This window comes from Trabulsiella guamensis ATCC 49490 (genome assembly GCF_000734965.1).
Lineage (GTDB): Bacteria > Pseudomonadota > Gammaproteobacteria > Enterobacterales > Enterobacteriaceae > Trabulsiella > Trabulsiella guamensis.
This window is the reverse complement of the sequence record NZ_JMTB01000028.1, coordinates 38,324-55,668: the sequence shown is the minus strand read 5'-3', so window position 1 is coordinate 55,668 and position 17,345 is coordinate 38,324. Positions and strand designations below refer to the sequence as shown.

The following is a 17,345-nucleotide window of genomic DNA, read 5'->3' as shown; positions in this document are numbered from 1 at the left end:
ATTTTGAGAGCTGGTTTCACGCTGACCGCGCCTCGCCAGGGCGTATCCATGAGATGGAGTCTTACCACGGCATGCTGGCCTGCGTGATTGCCGGTGCAGGGCTGGCGCTGATCCCCCGTAGTATGCTGGAAAGTATGCCCGGTCATCATCAGGTCGATGCCTGGCCGCTGGCGGAAAAGTGGCGCTGGCTGACCACATGGCTTATCTGGCGGCGCGGGGCGATGACCCGACAACTGGAAGCGTTTATCGAACTGTTGAACGAACCGTTGCCGATGAAGGCGTCATAGCAAAAGAAAATGAGAGGTAAGTCACAAAACGATTGTCTTTTCACCAGCAATCGCTTTAAGATCCCCTTCTCTTCTTTTTGTAACCAATCCAGAACATTGTTATGACAACGAGCACAGTTTCACGCAGGCTTGCGTGGCTTCGGGTGGTCACGCTGGCGATTGCCGCTTTTATCTTTAACACCACCGAGTTTGTGCCGGTTGGGTTACTGTCTGATATCGCCGAAAGTTTCCAGATGGAGACCGCACAGGTCGGCATTATGCTGACCATCTATGCCTGGGTGGTGGCGCTGATGTCGCTGCCGTTTATGCTGCTGACACGTCAGGTGGAGCGGCGAAAACTCCTCATTGCATTGTTCATCCTGTTTATTGCCAGCCATGTGTTGTCATTTCTGGCGTGGAATTTCCCGGTGCTGGTCATTAGCCGCATCGGTATCGCGTTCGCTCATGCAGTGTTCTGGTCGATAACGGCTTCACTGGCGATCCGCATGGCGCCTGCCGGGAAACGTGCGCAGGCTCTGAGCCTGATTGCGACCGGCACCGCGCTGGCGATGGTGTTAGGCATTCCTGTCGGCCGTGTGGTGGGGCAACTCTTCGGCTGGCGTATCACCTTCTTTGCCATTGGCGTGGGTGCGCTTCTCACCCTGCTGGCGCTGATTAAACTGTTACCGACGCTGCCAAGCGAGCATTCCGGATCGCTGAAAAGCCTGCCGGTGCTGTTCCGCCGTCCGGCGCTGGTCAGCATCTACGTACTGACCGTCGTGGTCGTTACGGCGCACTACACAGCCTACAGTTACATCGAGCCGTTTGTGCAGAACGTGGCGGGTCTGAGCGGTCAGTTTGCCACGGTGCTGCTGCTGATCCTCGGCGGTGCCGGGATCGTTGGCAGTATTCTGTTTGGCCGGTTGGGTAACAATCATTCTTCGGTATTGATTAGCAGCGCGATTGCCCTGCTGCTGGCCTGCCTGTTGCTGCTGTTGCCTGCAGCGCAGAACGAAATGTATCTGGCCGTGCTCAGCATTTTCTGGGGCATTGCGATCATGATTATTGGTCTCGGCATGCAGGTGAAAGTGCTGGCGCTGGCACCGGACGCTACTGACGTGGCGATGTCGCTGTTCTCCGGCATTTTTAACATCGGGATTGGTGCGGGCGCGCTGGTTGGCAGTCAGGTCAGTCTATGGTTGTCGATGTCGTCGATAGGGTATGTCGGCGCGGTACCAGCGCTGGCGGCCTTCATCTGGGCGATGATCATCTTTCGCCGCTGGCCGGTGGCGATGCTGGAACCCCAGCATCATTCCTGATATGAAAAGGGCGCGCTGCGCCCTTTTTTATGCGTGATAGCTGGTAATAATTTCCAGCACACCGTTAATAATAAACTGTACACCCATGCAGACCAGCAGGAAGCCCATCAGACGGGAAATCGCTTCGATGCCCCCTTTCCCCACCATTCGCATGATAGCGCCTGAACTGCGTAAACTGCCCCACAGGATCAGCGCGACTGCAGCAAAAATCAACGGCGGTGCAACCAGCACTACCCAGGCGGAAAAATTCACCCCCTCTTTCACCGTGGAGGCGGAACTGATGATCATCGCAATCGTCCCTGGCCCGGCCGTGCTCGGCATGGCGAGGGGCACAAAGGCGATATTGGCATCAGGTTCATCCCGCAACTCTTCGGATTTGCTCTCTGCCTCCGGGGATTCATGCGCTTTCTGCTGCGGGAAAAGCATCCGAAAACCAATGAACGCGACGATAAGCCCCCCGGCGATACGCAGACCGGGAATCGAAATACCGAACGTGTTCATCACCAGCTGCCCGGCATAATACGCCACCATCATAATCGCAAAGACATAAATCGATGCCATCATCGACTGGCGATTACGCTCCGCACTGTTCATATTTCCGGCGAGACCGAGAAACAGCGCCACCGTGGTGAGCGGGTTTGCCAACGGCAGCAGCACGACCAGCCCGAGGCCAATCGCTTTCAACAGTTCCATCATAAGTGACCTGTATCCTGAGAATTGATACTGAATTATATCGGCTTAAGGCGGTTTTGTGACCTTTTCTCCCTGTAACAAAGGTTACGGTATACGTCGGTAATTCTTACCTCTGATGGCCTGTTGTAAACGATTTAGCAAATTGTGGCATCGGATAATTCATTCAGTTGACATATGCTTGCCTGGGCAATAATATCCTTCGCAATTAAACTACTTGCCAGGGCAACCATTGTGAAAAGCACAAGTGATCTGTTTAACGAAATTATCCCACTTGGACGCTTAATCCATATGGTCAACCAGAAAAAAGATCGTTTACTCAATGAGTATCTGTCGCCGCTGGACATTACCGCCACTCAGTTCAAAGTGCTGTGCTCTATTCGTTGCCAGGTGTGTCTCCCGCCTGTTGAGCTGAAAAAGGTATTGTCCGTTGATCTGGGTGCCCTGACCAGAATGCTCGATCGGCTGATTAGCAAAGGATGGATCGAGCGCCTGCCTAACCCGAATGATAAGCGTGGCGTGCTGGTGCAATTGACACCAGAAGGCGCTGCAATATGTGAGCAATGCCACCAACGCGTGGGCCAGGACCTGCACCAGGAATTAATTAAAAACCTAACGGCAGACGAACTTACTCAACTCGAACTGCTGCTCAAAAAAATTCTGTTATAAGCAGAAAGAGGTCAGACGATGTCCAGACGAAATACCGACGCCATTACCATTCATAGCATTTTGGACTGGATCGAAGACAACCTGGAATCCCCCCTGTCGCTGGAAAAAGTGTCAGAGCGTTCCGGTTATTCGAAATGGCACCTGCAACGGATGTTTAAAAAAGAGACCGGCCATTCACTTGGTCAATATATTCGCAGCCGCAAGCTGACAGAGATCGCGCAGCAGCTCAAGCAGAGCGACGAGCCGATCCTTTATCTGGCTGAGCGCTACGGCTTTGAGTCACAGCAGACGCTGACGCGGACATTCAAGAACTATTTCGATGTGCCGCCGCATAAGTACCGCGTGACTAATATGCCCGGTGAATCGCGTTATCTCTACCCTATTAATAACTGTAATTGTTAATCGCCTGCATCAGACGTATTGAGGAAATCATGAAACTGTTCGTCTCCGCCGCCCTCGCCTTACTGGCGCTGGCTTCTGGCCAGAGTTTTGCGGAGCAATCCACAACCCATACCAGTCACCCCTCGCGTGAGGCAATGATGATGCCGACCGCCCAAAACCAGTCGCCGTTCGATTTCAATCATATGGCGGCTGGCAGTGACAAATCCGACGAACTGGGTGTGCCTTATTACAATAAGTACAACCGGTAATTCGTCTTGCCCCGCTTTGCGGGGCTTTTTTAGCCTCTCACCGCCTTCATCCGTCGCCGGAACCGCAGCCCGAACACGTTGATAAACAGCCCCGCCATAATCAGCACCGCACCCACCATCTGCAGCCCTGTCAACCTTTCGCCCAGTAAAACCGCGGCGCTCGCCAGCCCGACTACCGGTACCAGCAACGACAATGGCGCCACTCGCCAGGTTTCATAGCGCCCGAGCAACGAGCCCCAGATGCCGTATCCCACGATGGTGGCGATAAACGCCAGGTAGACCAGCGATAAAATCGTCGTCATGTCGATCTCCACCACGCTGTGCAGCATCACCGCCGGGCCGTCCAGCAGTAACGAGGCCAGCATAAACGGGACGATTGGGATAAACGCGCTCCACACCACCAGCGACATCACTGCCGGACGGCTCTCGTGTTGCATGATGATTTTGTTGAAGATATTGCCGCTGGCCCAGCACAGCGCCGCCGCCAGGGTCAGGAAAAAGCCCAGCATGGTGACATCCTGCCCGTTCAGACTGCCTTCAATCAGCACCAGCACGCCAAACACAGCAAGGGTGATCCCGGCAAGTTGTTTGCCCTGCAGGCGTTCGCCAAACACAAAGGCGCCGAGAATAATCGAAAAGAAGGCCTGTGCCTGCAGCACCAGCGAGGCGAGCCCGGCGGGCATGCCGAACTTAATGGCGCTGAACAGAAAGGCGAACTGGCCGAAGCTTATTGTCAGCCCGTAACCCAGCAACAGGCGAAACGGGATCTTCGGTCGTGCGACAAACAGAAACGCCGGGAACGCCACCAGCAGAAAGCGTAACCCTGCCAGCATCAGTGGCGGCATATTGTGTAAACCCACTTTGATGACGACAAAGTTGAGCCCCCAAACCACTACCACCAGCAACGCCAGTAGCCCATCTTTCCGCGTCATAGCTCGCCCCTGTTTGTTCAATTTGTGTAAACAGAATTAAAGTAACGAAAAAATCAATGCACTGATAGATCATTAAATCCAGGAGGGTCAAAAAGCACTTGCCGACATGTGTTCAGCTATACAACACCCCGCAAGCCGTGTTACTCCTGATATGACACATCATCATGACAGAAAAAATACTCGGGCAGGAAAATGAACTCTACTACACGGCGCTCAACCGCAGCGCTGCTGGCGTCGTCGTTGCTGTTAACCATTGGTCGTGGCGCAACATTACCGTTTATGACCATCTATCTGACGCGGCAGTTTGCGCTCGGCGTCGATCAGATCGGTTACGCGATGACGGTTGCGTTAACCATTGGCGTGGTCTTCAGTCTGGCATTCGGCATTCTCGCCGATAAGTTTGATAAGAAACGCTACATGCTGATTTCCATCGCCGCGTTTATTAGCGGCTTTGTCGCTATTCCGCTGGTGAATAACGTCATTCTGGTGGTGTTCTTCTTCGCCGTGATCAACTGTGCCTATTCCGTTTTTGCAACAGTACTGAAGGCCTATTTTGCTGATACGCTGGAATCCGCTGCCAAAGCGCGTATTTTCTCGCTCAACTATACCTTTCTGAATATGGGCTGGACTGTCGGACCACCGCTCGGCACCTGGCTTGTCATGATTAGCATCCATCTGCCGTTCTGGCTGGCCGCCATCTGCGCCGCGTTCCCGATGGTGTTTATACAGTTGTGGGTGCAACGCATTGCTGTGACCGCATCAGAAGACAGCGCCAGTGCCTGGTCGCCGTCAGTGCTGCTGCGCGACCGCGCACTGTTCTGGTTCACCCTGTCAGGGCTACTGGCCTCATTTGTTGGCGGATCGTTCGCCTCGTGCCTGTCACAGTATGTGCTGGCGGTGGCCAACAGCGATTTTGCCGAAAAAGTGATTGCCGTGATCCTGCCGGTAAACGCGGCGGTGGTCGTCACGTTGCAGTACGCCATTGGGCGTAAGCTGACGGCAACTAACATTCGCCCACTAATGACCATTGGCACGCTCTTTTTTCTGCTCGGGCTGGTGGGTTTTATGTTGTCCGGATCCAGCCTCATTTTCTGGGGCATTTCCGCCGCCGTCTTTACCATCGGCGAAGTAATTTATGCGCCTGGTGAATATATGTTGATCGACAACATCGCGCCGCCGGGCCTGAAAGCCAGCTATTTCTCCGCGCAGGCGTTAGGCTGGCTCGGCGCGGCGTTTAACCCGATGATCACCGGTGCGATTCTGACCACGCTGCCGCCATGGTCGCTGTTTGCCATTCTGATGGCAGCGATAGTGATTGCATGGATGATGATCCTGCGCGGCATGCGCGTCAGCCCGCGCGAGGGGCTGTTCAGCACGGTCTGACGGCTGTCGGGTCGTTGTCGCCCTGCTGTCGTGTTGGGGTCGTGTTGCTTTCTCATACCCTGGCGGACACTCAATGCGGAATTTTTCATTCGGAGAAAGTGTTATGAACAGCACTAACCAGGTAAAAGCATTACGTCTGAAAAGAGCATGGTCACAGGAGCAACTGGCCGAAATGACCGACGTCAGCGTGCGAACCATTCAGCGCATTGAAAATGGCGAGCGGCCGAGCCTTGAAACATTGAGCGCACTGGCAGCGGTATTTGAAGTCAGCGTGGCGGAACTCTCAGTAACGCCTGTCGACGGTGAAGCGCCGCTCGATCAACGCATCAGCGACGCCCGGCAACAGGTTGAGCAGGAGTCGCATTTCTGGCGTGCCGTATTGACTGCTGTGGTGGTTTGCGCGTTGCTGTATGTACTCAATCGCATGACGGGGCCAGGTTATCTGTGGTCATTGTGGGTAATGGCCATCTGGGGCACACTGTTGGTGATCCGCGGGCTGCGCCTGTTTATGTTTGCCGGTGCTATTGAGCGCTGGAAGAAAACCCGCTTACAGCGTTTGTTAAGGAAGTGACAGCGTCACACATCGTTATTCATGCACTTCCCTTAACAACGCAAAAACGGGGGCATCATCAATAAACAGACAATACGCGAGCGTATAGTGGCAGAAACGAAGCGCGAACGCGCCTGACGAAGGATTGTTTGTCCGATATGGAATTGCTGTTTTTTAAGCTGGTTGCCACACCGCTCTTACTGCTCGCCGCCACTCTCGCCGGACGCCGCTGGGGGGAAACGGTCGGCGGGCTTGTCGTCGGATTGCCGCTGACTTCCGGCCCGATATCGCTATTTCTGGCACTCGAACAGGGGCCGGAATTTGCCACCCATGCCACCGCCGGATCGCTCTGCGCCACGGCGGCGCAGGCCTGTTTTGCTGTGGCGTATTGTCGCACGGCACAGTCTGGCTGGGGGAAAGCTCTGCTCGCGGCGACGGTTGCTTTTGCGCTTTCCGCTGGTCTGTTACAGGGAAGCGCGCTCTCGCAGACGGCACTGTTTGTCATCGACATTCTGGTGATGGCACTGGCGCTCATTTTCATTCCGAAAACCATCTTCAAAAGCCACAAACTCAGGCCGCCGCGTTGGGATCTGCCGGTCAGAATGCTGCTAATTGCGGCGCTGGTTGTGGCCGTCACGCTGCTGGCGCCGTTTGTCGGCGCGGGGGTGAGTGGTATCCTGGCGGCGTTCCCACTGATGGCGACCATTCTGGCGGTGTTTGCCCAGCGTAATCACGGCCCGCAGGCCGCACAGCAGGTGATGCGTGGGATGGTCGCAGGCTCGTTCAGTTTCGCGATTTTCTTCTGGTCCCTCAGTTTATTACTTCCCCGCTTCAGCCTGTTGATGGCCTACGCCATTGCTGTCGTGCTTGCGCTGCTGGTGCAATCCATCTCTTTATTTCGCATGCAACGACCGACGCCGAACACGCTGGCGCATTAAGGCAGGCAAAAAAAACCGCCAGTGACTGGCGGCAAATGCTTGCATGGATAGATTCGTATTTTACTTTTCGCGCAAACCCGCTTTTCCGTGTGGCGTTTACGCTATCAGCACTACGCTATCATGCGTATCTTCAATAGAGTCTAAACGACGGCGGTATTATGCCCCGTCGTTTAATCCCCGGTTTTTCAGCATCGGTTCGATGTCGGGATCGTGACCACGCCACGTACGATAGAGGTTTTCCAGGTCTTCACTGTTGCCTCTGGAGAGAATCGCTTCGCGAAAGCGCTGTCCGTTTTCCCGGCGAAGCCCACCCTGTTCGACAAACCACTGATAGCCATCGTCCGCCAGCATCTGCGTCCACAGATAGGCGTAATAGCCAGCCGCATAGCCGCCACCGAAGATATGGGCAAAATAGCTGCTGCGATAACGCGGTGGTACCGCCTCAAGCAACAGTTTTTCCGCCTGCAACGCCGCCTCTTCAAACTGCACCACATCCGTGGGCAACGCCTGTGTTTGCAGACTGTGCCAGTGCATATCCAGCAGTGCCGCGCCCAGCAGTTCCGTCATGTCATAACCTTTGTTGAAGGTCGCCGCGCGGAACATGCTGTCGCGCAGTGCGTCCGGCATTGGCTCCCCGTTCTGGTAATGACGGGCGTAATGAGCAAACACCTGCGGTTCGCTGGCCCAGTGTTCGTTGATCTGCGACGGGAATTCGACGAAATCACGCGGCGTACGGGTGCCGGACAACCCCGGGTAACGTTGTTCGGCAAACAGTCCGTGCAGCGCATGGCCAAACTCATGAAACATCGTGATGACGTCATCCCATGAGAGCAGTGCGGCACATCCGGTGGCGGGCTTCTGATAATTGCAGACGTTGTAGATCACCGGGCGCGCGTCGAACAGTGTCGACTGCTGGACAAAGTTATCCATCCACGCGCCGCCGGCTTTTGAATCGCGGGCAAAGAAATCACCATAGAACAGTGCCAGACCTTCACCGTCAGCGTCAAAAATTTCCCAGACCCGGACGTCCGGGTGGTAGACCGGAATATCCGCACGCTCAACAAAACGCAGGCCGAACAACTGCGAGGCTGCCCAGAATACGCCGTCGTGCAACACCCGGTTGAGTTCGAAATAGGGTTTAATCTGGCTTTCGTCGAGAGCGTATTTCGCCCGGCGCACATGCTCGCTGTAAAACAGCCAGTCCCACGCCTGCACTGTAAAATGGCCCTGCTGCTCGTTGATCACTTTTTGTATATCAGCCTGTTCCGCCAGGGCGCGTTGACGCGCGGCCGGGGCGATTTTTCGCATAAAGGACAGCACCGTCTGCGGTGTTTTCGCCATCTGATCAGCAATACTCCAGCTCGCATAGTCTTCAAAGCCAAGCAGTTCCGCCTGACGGGCGCGTACAGCGACGATCTTCAGCACAAGTTCGCGCGTATCGTTGGCATCCCCTTTCAGATTGCGCATTTTTCCGGCATTAAACAGGTTTTCCCGCGTCTGCCTGTCGGTCAGTGCCGCCAGCGCCGGTTGTTGCGTGGTGTTGGTCAGCGTCAGCAGCCAGCGATCGTGCAACCCTTTCGCCTGCGCGGCCTCTTTGGCAGCGGTAATGTCGTCATCGGACAGCCCATCAAGTTGATGCACATAATCCACCACCAGTCCGCCCGCTTTAACGGCAGCTAACAGCCGCTGGCTGAACTGACTACTGAGCATGGCGATTTGGGTATTAAGCGCTTTCAGCTCGCGTTTTTGCTCTGCTGGAAGCGTCGCCCCGGCGAGTAAAAACTGCTGTCTGACCACCTCGGTCAGGCGTAATGACTCTGCATCCAGCCCGAGTGAGTCCCGCTGCCGCCAGACTGTTTCAACCCGGCTGAACAGCGCGTCATTGAGGTAGATATCGTTCGCCAGTTCGGCAAGCTCTGCCGAAAACGCTTCATCCAGTTGCTGGAGGGTGTCATTAGTATTGGCGGACGCCATGGCAAAAAAGACCTGCGTCACGCGGGACAGCATCTCGCCGCTTTTTTCCAGCGCCTCGAAGGTATTGGCAAAGGTCGCAGGCTCCGGGTTACTGGCAATCGCCGCAATCTCGGCCCGTTTGCGGCGGACGCCCTCATCAAAGGCAGGACGATAATGACTGTCCTCAATACGGTCAAATGGTGGTGCCTGATACGGTAACAGGCTGGCTTCGAAAAAGGGGTTATTTGCAGGCATTATCTTCTCCCGGAATTTCAGTACATTGCCCAGAGTAGGCGTCACCTGCAAAAACCGCAATGCTTTCGCCGCTCGCGCGCTTTTTCCGCAGTGCCAGATCGTGCTATGGTAGTACGACATAAAAAGCGTTGAGGAACAGTGAGATGATTGTACTGGTAACCGGAGCAACTGCAGGTTTTGGTGAATGCATTACTCGTCGTTTTGTCGCTAACGGGCATAAAGTGATTGCCACGGGCCGTCGCCAGGAGCGTTTGCAGGAATTAAAAGAGGCGCTGGGCGATAATGTGCTGACCGTTCAGCTGGATGTGCGCAACCGCGCCGCCATTGAAGAGATGATCGCTAACCTTCCCGCCGACTGGCGTGATATCGACGTACTGGTGAATAACGCTGGTCTGGCGCTCGGCATGGAGCCTGCGCATAAGGCCAGCGTGGAAGACTGGGAAACGATGATCGACACCAACAATAAAGGGCTGGTCTATATGACCCGCGCCGTGCTGCCTGGCATGGTGGCGCGTAATCGCGGTCACATTATTAATATCGGTTCGACCGCCGGTAGTTGGCCGTACGCGGGTGGCAACGTCTATGGCGCGACGAAAGCGTTCGTTCGCCAGTTCAGCCTGAATCTGCGTACTGACCTGCACGGCACAGCGATCCGCGTGACGGATGTTGAACCGGGCCTCGTGGGCGGGACTGAATTCTCCAACGTACGCTTCAAAGGCGACGACGCGAAAGCGGATAAAACCTACGAAAACACCACGGCGCTCTCCGCTGAAGATGTCACGGAAACCGTCTGGTGGGTAGCGACGCTGCCGAAACATGTCAACATCAACACGGTCGAAATGATGCCTGTCAGCCAGTCCTTCGCGGGTCTGAACGTCCATCGTTCCTGATAGAATCCCCTGCCCGGTGCCTCGCCGGGTATGGGCGTGATGATGAATTAAGCGTAAAATAGCGCTGTTATTTACAGAAAGTAGAGCCGATGGCCGTCGAAACGCAACTGAACCCAACACAGCCCGTGAATCAGCAAATCTACCGGATTTTGCGTCGGGATATTGTGCATTGTCTGATCCCGCCAGGAACGCCATTGTCAGAAAAGGACGTCTCCGTGCGCTTTGATGTGTCGCGCCAGCCGGTGCGGGAAGCGTTTATCAAACTGGCTGAAAACGGCCTGATTCAGATCCGCCCCCAGCGCGGCAGCTACGTCAATAAAATCTCCCTCTCCCAGGTCCGTAACGGCTGTTTTGTCCGTCAGGCGATTGAGCGTGCTGTCGTGCGCCGCGCAGCCGGGATGATTGACGATGCCCAGTGTTACCAACTGGAGAAAAACCTGCAGCAGCAGCGCATCGCTATTGATCGCCATCAGATCAACGATTTTTTCCAGCTCGATGATGAATTTCATCAGACGCTGTCAGCCATTGCCGACTGCAAGCTGGCGTGGGATACCATCGAAAACATTAAGGCCACTATTGACCGGGTGCGCTACATGAGTCTGGACCACATCTCCTCGCCGGAAATGCTACTGCGCCAGCATCATGATATTTTCGCTGCGCTGGAAAAGCGCGATGCTGACGCCGTAGAAAATGCCATGGCATTGCATCTGCATGAAATCAGCGAATCAGTGTTGTTGATAAAACAAGAAAACAGCGACTGGTTTAGCGAAGAGTAAAAAAACAAACCCCCTCGTTGAGGGGGTTTTTGATGGCTGACGCTTAGCGTCCTGCGAACTGCGCCACCGTCGCTTTTGCGCCGTTTTTCAGCAGCAACAAATAAGCCGAGGTGACGGTTTTGACGAAGTTGCTTTCCAGCGGCAGTTCTTTACCGAAGATAGCCTCGATACCGAGCAACGTCTGAACGCGCGCTTCCCCTTCCTGACTCTGTTTCACCGCTTGTTGGATCACCGGCAGTAGCGGATCGCACACTTCAATGGCATTCCCTTGTTCGTCCACGCCGCCGACGTAACGCATCCAGCCCGCCACGCCGAGCGCCAGTAAGTCAAAACTGCTCTGATGAGCAAGGTGCCAGCGTACGGAATCCAGCATACGCTGCGGCAATTTCTGGCTGCCGTCCATCGCAATCTGCCAGGTACGGTGACGCAGCGCCGGGTTGCTGTAGCGTTCGATCAAGAGATCTGCATAGTGCGCGAGATCAACGCCCTTCACTTTCAGCGTCGGCGCCTGCTCTTTCAGCATCAGGGTATGGGCGGCATGACGGTAGTTTTCATCTTCCATGCAATCATTGATGTGTTGATAACCCGCCAGATACCCGAGATACGCGAGGAAAGAGTGGCTGCCGTTCAGCATGCGCAGTTTCATCTCTTCGAACGGGATAACATCTTTCACCAGCTCAGCACCAGCTTTTTCCCATGCCGGACGCCCAGCCACGAAATTATCTTCAATAACCCACTGGCGGAACGGTTCACAGGCCACACCGGCCGGATCGCGAACGCCGGTGATATGCTCGATTTTGTCGAGTGTGTCGGCGGTAACAGCCGGAACGATACGGTCAACCATGGTGGACGGAAACGTGACGTTTTTCTCGATCCACGTCGCGAGATCGTTATCAACGGCGCGGGCATATGCGCAAACCACATTACGCATTACATGGCCGTTTTCCGGCATGTTGTCGCAGGACATCACGCTAAACGCCGGAAGGCCCGCCGCTTTACGCCGCGCCAGCGCTTCCACAACCACCCCCGGTGCTGATTTTGGCTGATGCGGGTTTTGCAGGTCGGCAGCAATTAACGGGTGTCGAGCATCAGTTCCCCGGTCGCCGGTGAATGGCAGTACCCTTTTTCGGTAATGGTCAGAGAAATGATCGCCACCTGCGGCTCGCACATTGCCTCCAGCACAGTTTCCAGACCATCAACTTGAGCATGCAGCGCCTGTTTCACCACGCCCACGACGCGGGCGGTCCAGGCATCGGCAGACATCTCCGCCACGGTATAGAGTTTATCCTGATGATTGAGGTCGGCAATCTGCTGCTCACCGCCAATCAGATTCACTTCGGTATACCCCCAGTCACTGCCATGTTCTGCTGCCAGAATATCTGCATAGACTGCCTGATGCGCGCGATGAAAAGCGCCAAAACCAAGATGCACAATGCGCGGCACCAGTTTATTGCGATCGTAGCCAGGAAGTGTTGCCTTAGCCGTCAGTAACGTGTTTTGCATTTTAATACTCACAGTGTAGAAAACGGGTTGCCATACCAGATTAACGCGTGTTGCCGTCAGTGTTTTGACTTACGTTAACTTATCGGCAAGTGGTATAACATCATTTCAAAGTTGTGTGACATCAATACCCCCTGTACATCTGGCAATCCAGTAATTAATGACCGGTTCAGCTCAGTGTGGATGCCTGCTTAACCTCCGCACCTGCCTTTACCGCGTCGCTGTACCACAGTTTGTCGTAGTTGTAGCCGGTTAAATCCTCAACGATATGGCGTGTTTCGGCGGTAACGTCGGATTTCAGGCCATGCGCTTTAAGACGTTCCACTTCATCGACAAAAATCTTGTGAGTCCGTTTGTTCAGATGGAAGGTCAATGCCTGCCAGAGAGCAATCAACAACAGGCCTGCCGTACCAATAAACAACAGCATGGCGATGGTGTTAATGGCTTCCTGTGGTTGCACCTGGCTGCCTTTCACAAAACCGCCGCTTTGCAACAGCAGACCAACAATGAACGTGGCGATAGCGACGGTGGTTTTCCGGGAGAAGGTCATCACAGCCGCGAACAGCCCTTCACGGCGCTGGCGGGTGATCATTTCATCAATATCAGGAATGAACGGGAAAACGTTCCACGGGGTAAATTCCAGCACGCAACGACCGACCTGGTAGACCCCGGCGAGGATCACCAGCAGCACGACTTTATTGTCTGTCGGGAACTGGTAAACCAGGAAGAATCCCCCCAGGCACAGCATCATCAGGCTGTAGGCAAAGATGTAGAGCCGTGACGGGCCATATTTGATAATGGCGACCCCTGCCGCGAGTGTGACAGGTAAACCAACGATACTCATCGACAGCAGCGTACCGGCAAGCGACGACGAGACGTTCAGACAGTACACACAGAAGAAAACGAAGACCGTGTTATAAACGTCTTTTGCGGTGAATGAGAACAGGTAGATAGCCAGATGTTTCCTGAACGCTCTGACTTTCAGCGTCGAGGCGTACTCTTTAAACAATCCGCCAAATGCGACCAGTTTTTCGTTCAGCGAACGGGCGGTGCGCGTGGTTTCCAGCTCCGCTTTCATTTCCGGCGTTAATTCGCGCTCCCAGGTGACTTTCCAGGAAACCAGTACGCAGAGCATGAACAGCACGGCAAACACGATCCCGTTGATCAGATAGGCGTTAGCGTTGTGCTCGCCAAAGTAATTAATGAGCAGCCCTGGAATAAAGGTCGCCAGAAAAGTGCCGGACGCAGACAGGAACATGCGGCAGGTGGAAAGTTTGGTCCGCGAGTTGAAATCACGGGTCATCTCTGACGGCAGCGTTTCCCATGGGATCAATACCATCGCGGCGATGATTTCAAACGCCAGGTAGACCGCAAGGTAAAAGGCATAGTTCATCCCTTCCACCCACAGCAAAGCGTAGACCAGCATCAACGGCGCGCCGATCAACAGAAAGAAACGACGGCGGCCGAATTTTTTACCCAGATAGTTTTTATAGAAATGGTCGGTAAAGCTGCCCATAAACAGGCTGACAATGGCATCGACGATACGTGCAATTGCCACAATAGATGCCGCTTCAACCGGAGAAAGACCAACAAAGGTCGTATAAAAATATAACAGCCAGGCGCCAATGACCGTAAATGCGCCGCCGCCCATTATGTCTGTCAGCCCATAACCGATACTGACCGGAATGGTGATTTTTCTGTTTGTACGGGACATAGTTGTTCTACCCCATCGGATAAGAGGTTAAAAGTTAAAGTAATGACTGGCATTATCGTGACAAATATTTTTTATCATCCGGGTTAATATCTCCCGGTCGTCAGGAATTTCACCGCGGGCGACCCAGCCGCCGATCAGGTTGCATAATATTCTGCGGAAATAATCATGACGGGTGTAGGAAATAAGACTGCGGGAATCCGTCAGCATTCCGATGAAGTTCATCAGCAAGCCTTGATCGGCCAGGGTATTTAACTGGTTCTCCATTCCACGACGCGTATCGTTAAACCACCACCCCGAGCCAAACTGAATAGGTGATTTCACGCCCTCTTCCGCAGACTGAAAATTCGCGATGGTCGAGGCAACCACATCGTTATAGCTGGCGTTTAAGTTATACAGAATGGTCTTAGGTAACTCGTTGCGTTTCGCCAGTGCATCCATAAATTGATTCAGATTCGCCGCCAGATCTGTTTGATCATTAATGGAGTCGAACCCGCTATTAATACCGACTGCCTGTAGCATCCGGCTGTTATTATTACGAATGGCACCAAAATGAATTTGCATCGCCCATTTTCGCGCTTTGTAATGGCGGGCAAGCATCAGGAACACAGCGCTGGTGAAGACATTCTGTTCCGCTGGCGCGAGCGCTTCACCTGACCGTTTGCGGGTAAACAGGCGTTCAGCTTCCCCGGGTTCAGCCTCCTGAAAGCCCATCGCCAGCGGCCCGTGATCGGAAATGCGACAACCGGATTCATGAAACCAGTCAATGCGTTTTTCTATCGCCTGGCTGAAATCCGCCAGTGAAGTAATATTTACCCCGGTCATGGCGCTTAATTTTTCAATAAACTGACCAAAGCGCTGCGGATCGTTTTCGAATACATCGTCCGGGCGGAATGTCGGCAGGACTTTCACCGGGAATGATGCGTCATCACGTAACAGACGGTGATATTCCAGCGAATCCAGCGGGGAATCGGTGGTACAAATCACTTCTACATTTGAGCGGGTAATTAAGCCTCTTGGTTTAAAATCCTCCCCTGCTAACTGGCGATTACATTGCGCCATGATCTCGCGCCAGTTATTCCGGTTCAGCGTCTGGTCGATGCCGAAATAAAATTTCAGTTCCAGATGCGTCCAGTGATAAAGCGGATTACCAAAGCAGGCTTCAACCGTTTCCGCCCATGCGCGGAATTTTTCTTCCGCACTGGCATTGCCGGTAATGAAATCTTCACTGATTCCATTGGCGCGCATCGCGCGCCATTTATAATGATCGCCCGCCAGCCAGAGCCGGGTAATATGGTCAAAGGCGTTATTCTCGTAAATCTCTTTCGCATCCAGGTGACAATGGAAATCGATAATCGGCAATGTCCGCGCGATATCGCAATACAGTTTCACACCTGGCGGGTTATTAATCATAAAGCTGTCGTTAATAAAGCTCATGATCGTCTCCGGTTTACCAGTTCCACAACGTGCCGTCTTCAAGACGCGCAACGGGCAGACAGGCGGGTTCGTAGGGATATTTCGCAGCGAGTTTTTCATCGAAATCGATGCCGATGCCCGGCTTATTGCCCGGATGCATATAGCCATCTTCGAAAGTCCAGTTGTGCGGGAAGACTTCCAGCATCTGTTCGGAATAGCCCATATATTCCTGGACGCCAAAGTTCGGCACCCACAGATCGAAATGGAGCGCAGCGGCCATGCAAACCGGCGACAGATCGGAAGGACCATGCGCGCCTGTACGCACCTGGTACAGTGAGGCAAAATCAGCAATGCGGCGCATACCGGTGATTCCACCTGCATGAGTCAGCGTGGTGCGAATGTAATCAATCAGTTGCTCTTCGATAAGCTGTTTGCAATCCCAGATGCTGTTGAACACTTCCCCGACAGCAACTGGCGTCACAGTATGCTGGCGAATCAAACGGAAGCTTTCCTGATTTTCCGCCGGGGTCGGATCTTCCATCCAGAACAGGCGGTAATCCTCAATGCTCTTACCAAAACGGGCCGCTTCAATCGGCGTCAGGCGGTGATGCATGTCATGGAGCAAATGCTCGTGGAAGCCAAATTTTTCACGTACGGCTTCGAACAGTTTCGGCGTGAAATCGAGGTATTTTTCGGTTGACCACAGTTGTTCGTCCGGCCAGGCGCCTTTGGTTGCCGGTTCGTATGCCAGCCCTTTCCCTTTCGCCATGCCGTAGGTGGTTTTCATGCCCGGAATGCCGCATTGCACGCGAATAGCTTTAAAACCCATTTCCTTATGACGTGCGTAATCTTCCAGCACGTCGTTGATGGTATGACCAGTGGTATGGCAATAGACCATCACGCCATCGCGCGAAGCCCCGCCCAGCAACTGGTAAAGCGGCATGTTGGCAGCTTTCGCTTTGATGTCCCATAGCGCCATGTCAATTGCCGAGATAGCGGACATGGTGACCGGTCCGCGGCGCCAGTACGCGCCTTTATAAAAGAACTGCCAGATATCTTCGATGCGCTGCGCATCGCGGCCAATCAGTTGCGGGCAGAGGTGATCTTTGAGATATGACGCGACCGACAGCTCGCGCCCATTCAGGGTGGCATCACCCAGTCCGACAATGCCATCCTCGGTGGTGATCTTCAGCGTGACAAAATTACGCCCCGGGCAGGTGACAAAAACATCAGCACCAACGATTTTCATTTTTTCGATCCTTACATCTCAGCGGTTAATGCCGAAACTTTATGCATTTGGCTGCTACCATACAAGTATATTGATCACAAAAATGACATCATCCAGGATTATTTTTCAGTTTCTCTGCCGCGCCTGCTCCTGCGCCATCTGACATTAATCAATGCGTTTTCTGGCAAGAATGTTGTAAACTTTGCACAGGGATTAACC

At 53.8% G+C, this 17,345-nt stretch carries 16 protein-coding genes and 1 pseudogene; 10 read left to right on the top strand and 7 right to left on the bottom strand.

Annotated features, from left to right (window positions below; genetic code table 11):
- Both GTGU_RS02790 and GTGU_RS02785 read left to right on the top strand, forming a co-directional pair.
- A partial coding sequence (locus tag GTGU_RS02790; RefSeq protein ID WP_038154085.1) for a LysR substrate-binding domain-containing protein occupies window positions 1-287 on the top strand: 287 nt, incomplete at its 5' end.
- A 101-nt stretch (window positions 288-388) separates the two neighbouring features.
- A complete protein-coding gene (locus GTGU_RS02785) occupies window positions 389-1,585 on the top strand; it encodes a sugar transporter (protein WP_038154084.1) in 1,197 nt (398 codons plus the stop codon).
- Window positions 1,586-1,612: 27 nt separating this feature from the next.
- On the opposite strand, the gene GTGU_RS02780 is transcribed toward GTGU_RS02785, so the two are convergent.
- Window positions 1,613-2,281 (bottom strand): MarC family NAAT transporter, encoded by a 669-nt coding sequence (locus GTGU_RS02780; RefSeq protein ID WP_038154083.1) that lies wholly within the window; start codon window positions 2,279-2,281, stop codon window positions 1,613-1,615.
- A 228-nt stretch (window positions 2,282-2,509) separates the two neighbouring features.
- Between GTGU_RS02780 and marR the strand changes: the two genes are divergently transcribed.
- Genes marR through marB form a run of 3 tightly spaced genes read left to right on the top strand, consistent with a single transcriptional unit; the run spans window position 2,510 to window position 3,594 of the window.
- Window positions 2,510-2,944, top strand: a complete 435-nt coding sequence (gene marR / locus GTGU_RS02775; RefSeq protein ID WP_038154082.1) for a multiple antibiotic resistance transcriptional regulator MarR — start codon at window positions 2,510-2,512, stop codon at window positions 2,942-2,944.
- 18 nt (window positions 2,945-2,962) lie between these two features.
- Window positions 2,963-3,346 carry an MDR efflux pump AcrAB transcriptional activator MarA gene (marA, locus tag GTGU_RS02770; protein ID WP_038154081.1) on the top strand — a complete coding sequence of 128 codons (384 nt, stop codon included), beginning with the start codon at window positions 2,963-2,965 and terminating at the stop codon, window positions 3,344-3,346.
- A 29-nt stretch (window positions 3,347-3,375) separates the two neighbouring features.
- Window positions 3,376-3,594 carry a multiple antibiotic resistance protein MarB gene (gene marB / locus GTGU_RS02765; RefSeq protein WP_038154080.1) on the top strand — a complete coding sequence of 73 codons (219 nt, stop codon included), beginning with the start codon at window positions 3,376-3,378 and terminating at the stop codon, window positions 3,592-3,594.
- A 29-nt stretch (window positions 3,595-3,623) separates the two neighbouring features.
- Here marB and eamA read toward each other — a convergent pair whose 3' ends face one another.
- Window positions 3,624-4,526, bottom strand: a complete 903-nt coding sequence (gene eamA, locus GTGU_RS02760; protein WP_038154079.1) for an O-acetylserine/cysteine exporter — start codon at window positions 4,524-4,526, stop codon at window positions 3,624-3,626.
- 192 nt (window positions 4,527-4,718) lie between these two features.
- On the opposite strand from eamA, the gene ydeE reads away from it, so the two are divergent.
- The 3 genes from ydeE to GTGU_RS02745 all read left to right on the top strand — a co-directional run bounded on the left by ydeE (window position 4,719) and on the right by GTGU_RS02745 (window position 7,397).
- Window positions 4,719-5,909 (top strand): efflux MFS transporter YdeE, encoded by a 1,191-nt coding sequence (ydeE, locus tag GTGU_RS02755; RefSeq protein WP_038154078.1) that lies wholly within the window; start codon window positions 4,719-4,721, stop codon window positions 5,907-5,909.
- A gap of 103 nt (window positions 5,910-6,012) precedes the next feature.
- Window positions 6,013-6,480, top strand: a complete 468-nt coding sequence (locus tag GTGU_RS02750) for a helix-turn-helix domain-containing protein (protein WP_038154077.1) — start codon at window positions 6,013-6,015, stop codon at window positions 6,478-6,480.
- A 137-nt stretch (window positions 6,481-6,617) separates the two neighbouring features.
- Window positions 6,618-7,397, top strand: a complete 780-nt coding sequence (locus tag GTGU_RS02745; protein WP_051857282.1) for a hypothetical protein — start codon at window positions 6,618-6,620, stop codon at window positions 7,395-7,397.
- Between the two features lie 156 nt (window positions 7,398-7,553).
- Here GTGU_RS02745 and dcp read toward each other — a convergent pair whose 3' ends face one another.
- The gene (gene dcp / locus GTGU_RS02740; RefSeq protein WP_038154075.1) at window positions 7,554-9,605 is read right to left on the bottom strand and encodes a peptidyl-dipeptidase Dcp; all 2,052 of its coding nucleotides are present in this window, start codon (window positions 9,603-9,605) and stop codon (window positions 7,554-7,556) included.
- Window positions 9,606-9,748: 143 nt separating this feature from the next.
- Between dcp and ydfG the strand changes: the two genes are divergently transcribed.
- Window positions 9,749-10,495 carry a bifunctional NADP-dependent 3-hydroxy acid dehydrogenase/3-hydroxypropionate dehydrogenase YdfG gene (gene ydfG, locus GTGU_RS02735; RefSeq protein ID WP_038154074.1) on the top strand — a complete coding sequence of 249 codons (747 nt, stop codon included), beginning with the start codon at window positions 9,749-9,751 and terminating at the stop codon, window positions 10,493-10,495.
- An 89-nt stretch (window positions 10,496-10,584) separates the two neighbouring features.
- The gene (locus GTGU_RS02730; protein ID WP_038154073.1) at window positions 10,585-11,271 is read left to right on the top strand and encodes a GntR family transcriptional regulator; all 687 of its coding nucleotides are present in this window, start codon (window positions 10,585-10,587) and stop codon (window positions 11,269-11,271) included.
- Window positions 11,272-11,314: 43 nt separating this feature from the next.
- On the opposite strand, the pseudogene GTGU_RS02725 reads toward GTGU_RS02730, so the two are convergent.
- The 4 genes and pseudogenes from GTGU_RS02725 to manD form a co-directional block, all read right to left on the bottom strand.
- Window positions 11,315-12,774 (bottom strand): annotated as a pseudogene (locus GTGU_RS02725) (mannitol dehydrogenase family protein).
- 166 nt (window positions 12,775-12,940) lie between these two features.
- Complete coding sequence (locus tag GTGU_RS02720) at window positions 12,941-14,485, bottom strand: MFS transporter (RefSeq protein WP_038154072.1); 1,545 nt, start codon at window positions 14,483-14,485, stop codon at window positions 12,941-12,943.
- A 27-nt stretch (window positions 14,486-14,512) separates the two neighbouring features.
- Window positions 14,513-15,919 carry a glucuronate isomerase gene (gene uxaC, locus GTGU_RS02715; protein ID WP_038154070.1) on the bottom strand — a complete coding sequence of 469 codons (1,407 nt, stop codon included), beginning with the start codon at window positions 15,917-15,919 and terminating at the stop codon, window positions 14,513-14,515.
- A gap of 13 nt (window positions 15,920-15,932) precedes the next feature.
- On the bottom strand, window positions 15,933-17,147 hold the full coding sequence (manD, locus tag GTGU_RS02710; RefSeq protein WP_038154069.1) for a D-mannonate dehydratase ManD: 1,215 nt from the start codon (window positions 17,145-17,147) through the stop codon (window positions 15,933-15,935).
- Between the last annotated feature and the right edge of the window lie 198 nt (window positions 17,148-17,345).

Coding starts and splice junctions, on each gene's coding strand:
- GTGU_RS02785 (WP_038154084.1), top strand. CDS start 389: ATGACAACGAGCACAGTTTCACGCAGGCTTGCGTGGCTTCGGGTGGTC.
- GTGU_RS02780 (WP_038154083.1), bottom strand. CDS start 2,281: ATGATGGAACTGTTGAAAGCGATTGGCCTCGGGCTGGTCGTGCTGCTG.
- marA (WP_038154081.1), top strand. CDS start 2,963: ATGTCCAGACGAAATACCGACGCCATTACCATTCATAGCATTTTGGAC.
- marB (WP_038154080.1), top strand. CDS start 3,376: ATGAAACTGTTCGTCTCCGCCGCCCTCGCCTTACTGGCGCTGGCTTCT.
- eamA (WP_038154079.1), bottom strand. CDS start 4,526: ATGACGCGGAAAGATGGGCTACTGGCGTTGCTGGTGGTAGTGGTTTGG.
- ydeE (WP_038154078.1), top strand. CDS start 4,719: ATGAACTCTACTACACGGCGCTCAACCGCAGCGCTGCTGGCGTCGTCG.
- GTGU_RS02750 (WP_038154077.1), top strand. CDS start 6,013: ATGAACAGCACTAACCAGGTAAAAGCATTACGTCTGAAAAGAGCATGG.
- GTGU_RS02745 (WP_051857282.1), top strand. CDS start 6,618: ATGGAATTGCTGTTTTTTAAGCTGGTTGCCACACCGCTCTTACTGCTC.
- dcp (WP_038154075.1), bottom strand. CDS start 9,605: ATGCCTGCAAATAACCCCTTTTTCGAAGCCAGCCTGTTACCGTATCAG.
- ydfG (WP_038154074.1), top strand. CDS start 9,749: ATGATTGTACTGGTAACCGGAGCAACTGCAGGTTTTGGTGAATGCATT.
- GTGU_RS02730 (WP_038154073.1), top strand. CDS start 10,585: ATGGCCGTCGAAACGCAACTGAACCCAACACAGCCCGTGAATCAGCAA.
- GTGU_RS02720 (WP_038154072.1), bottom strand. CDS start 14,485: ATGTCCCGTACAAACAGAAAAATCACCATTCCGGTCAGTATCGGTTAT.
- uxaC (WP_038154070.1), bottom strand. CDS start 15,919: ATGAGCTTTATTAACGACAGCTTTATGATTAATAACCCGCCAGGTGTG.
- manD (WP_038154069.1), bottom strand. CDS start 17,147: ATGAAAATCGTTGGTGCTGATGTTTTTGTCACCTGCCCGGGGCGTAAT.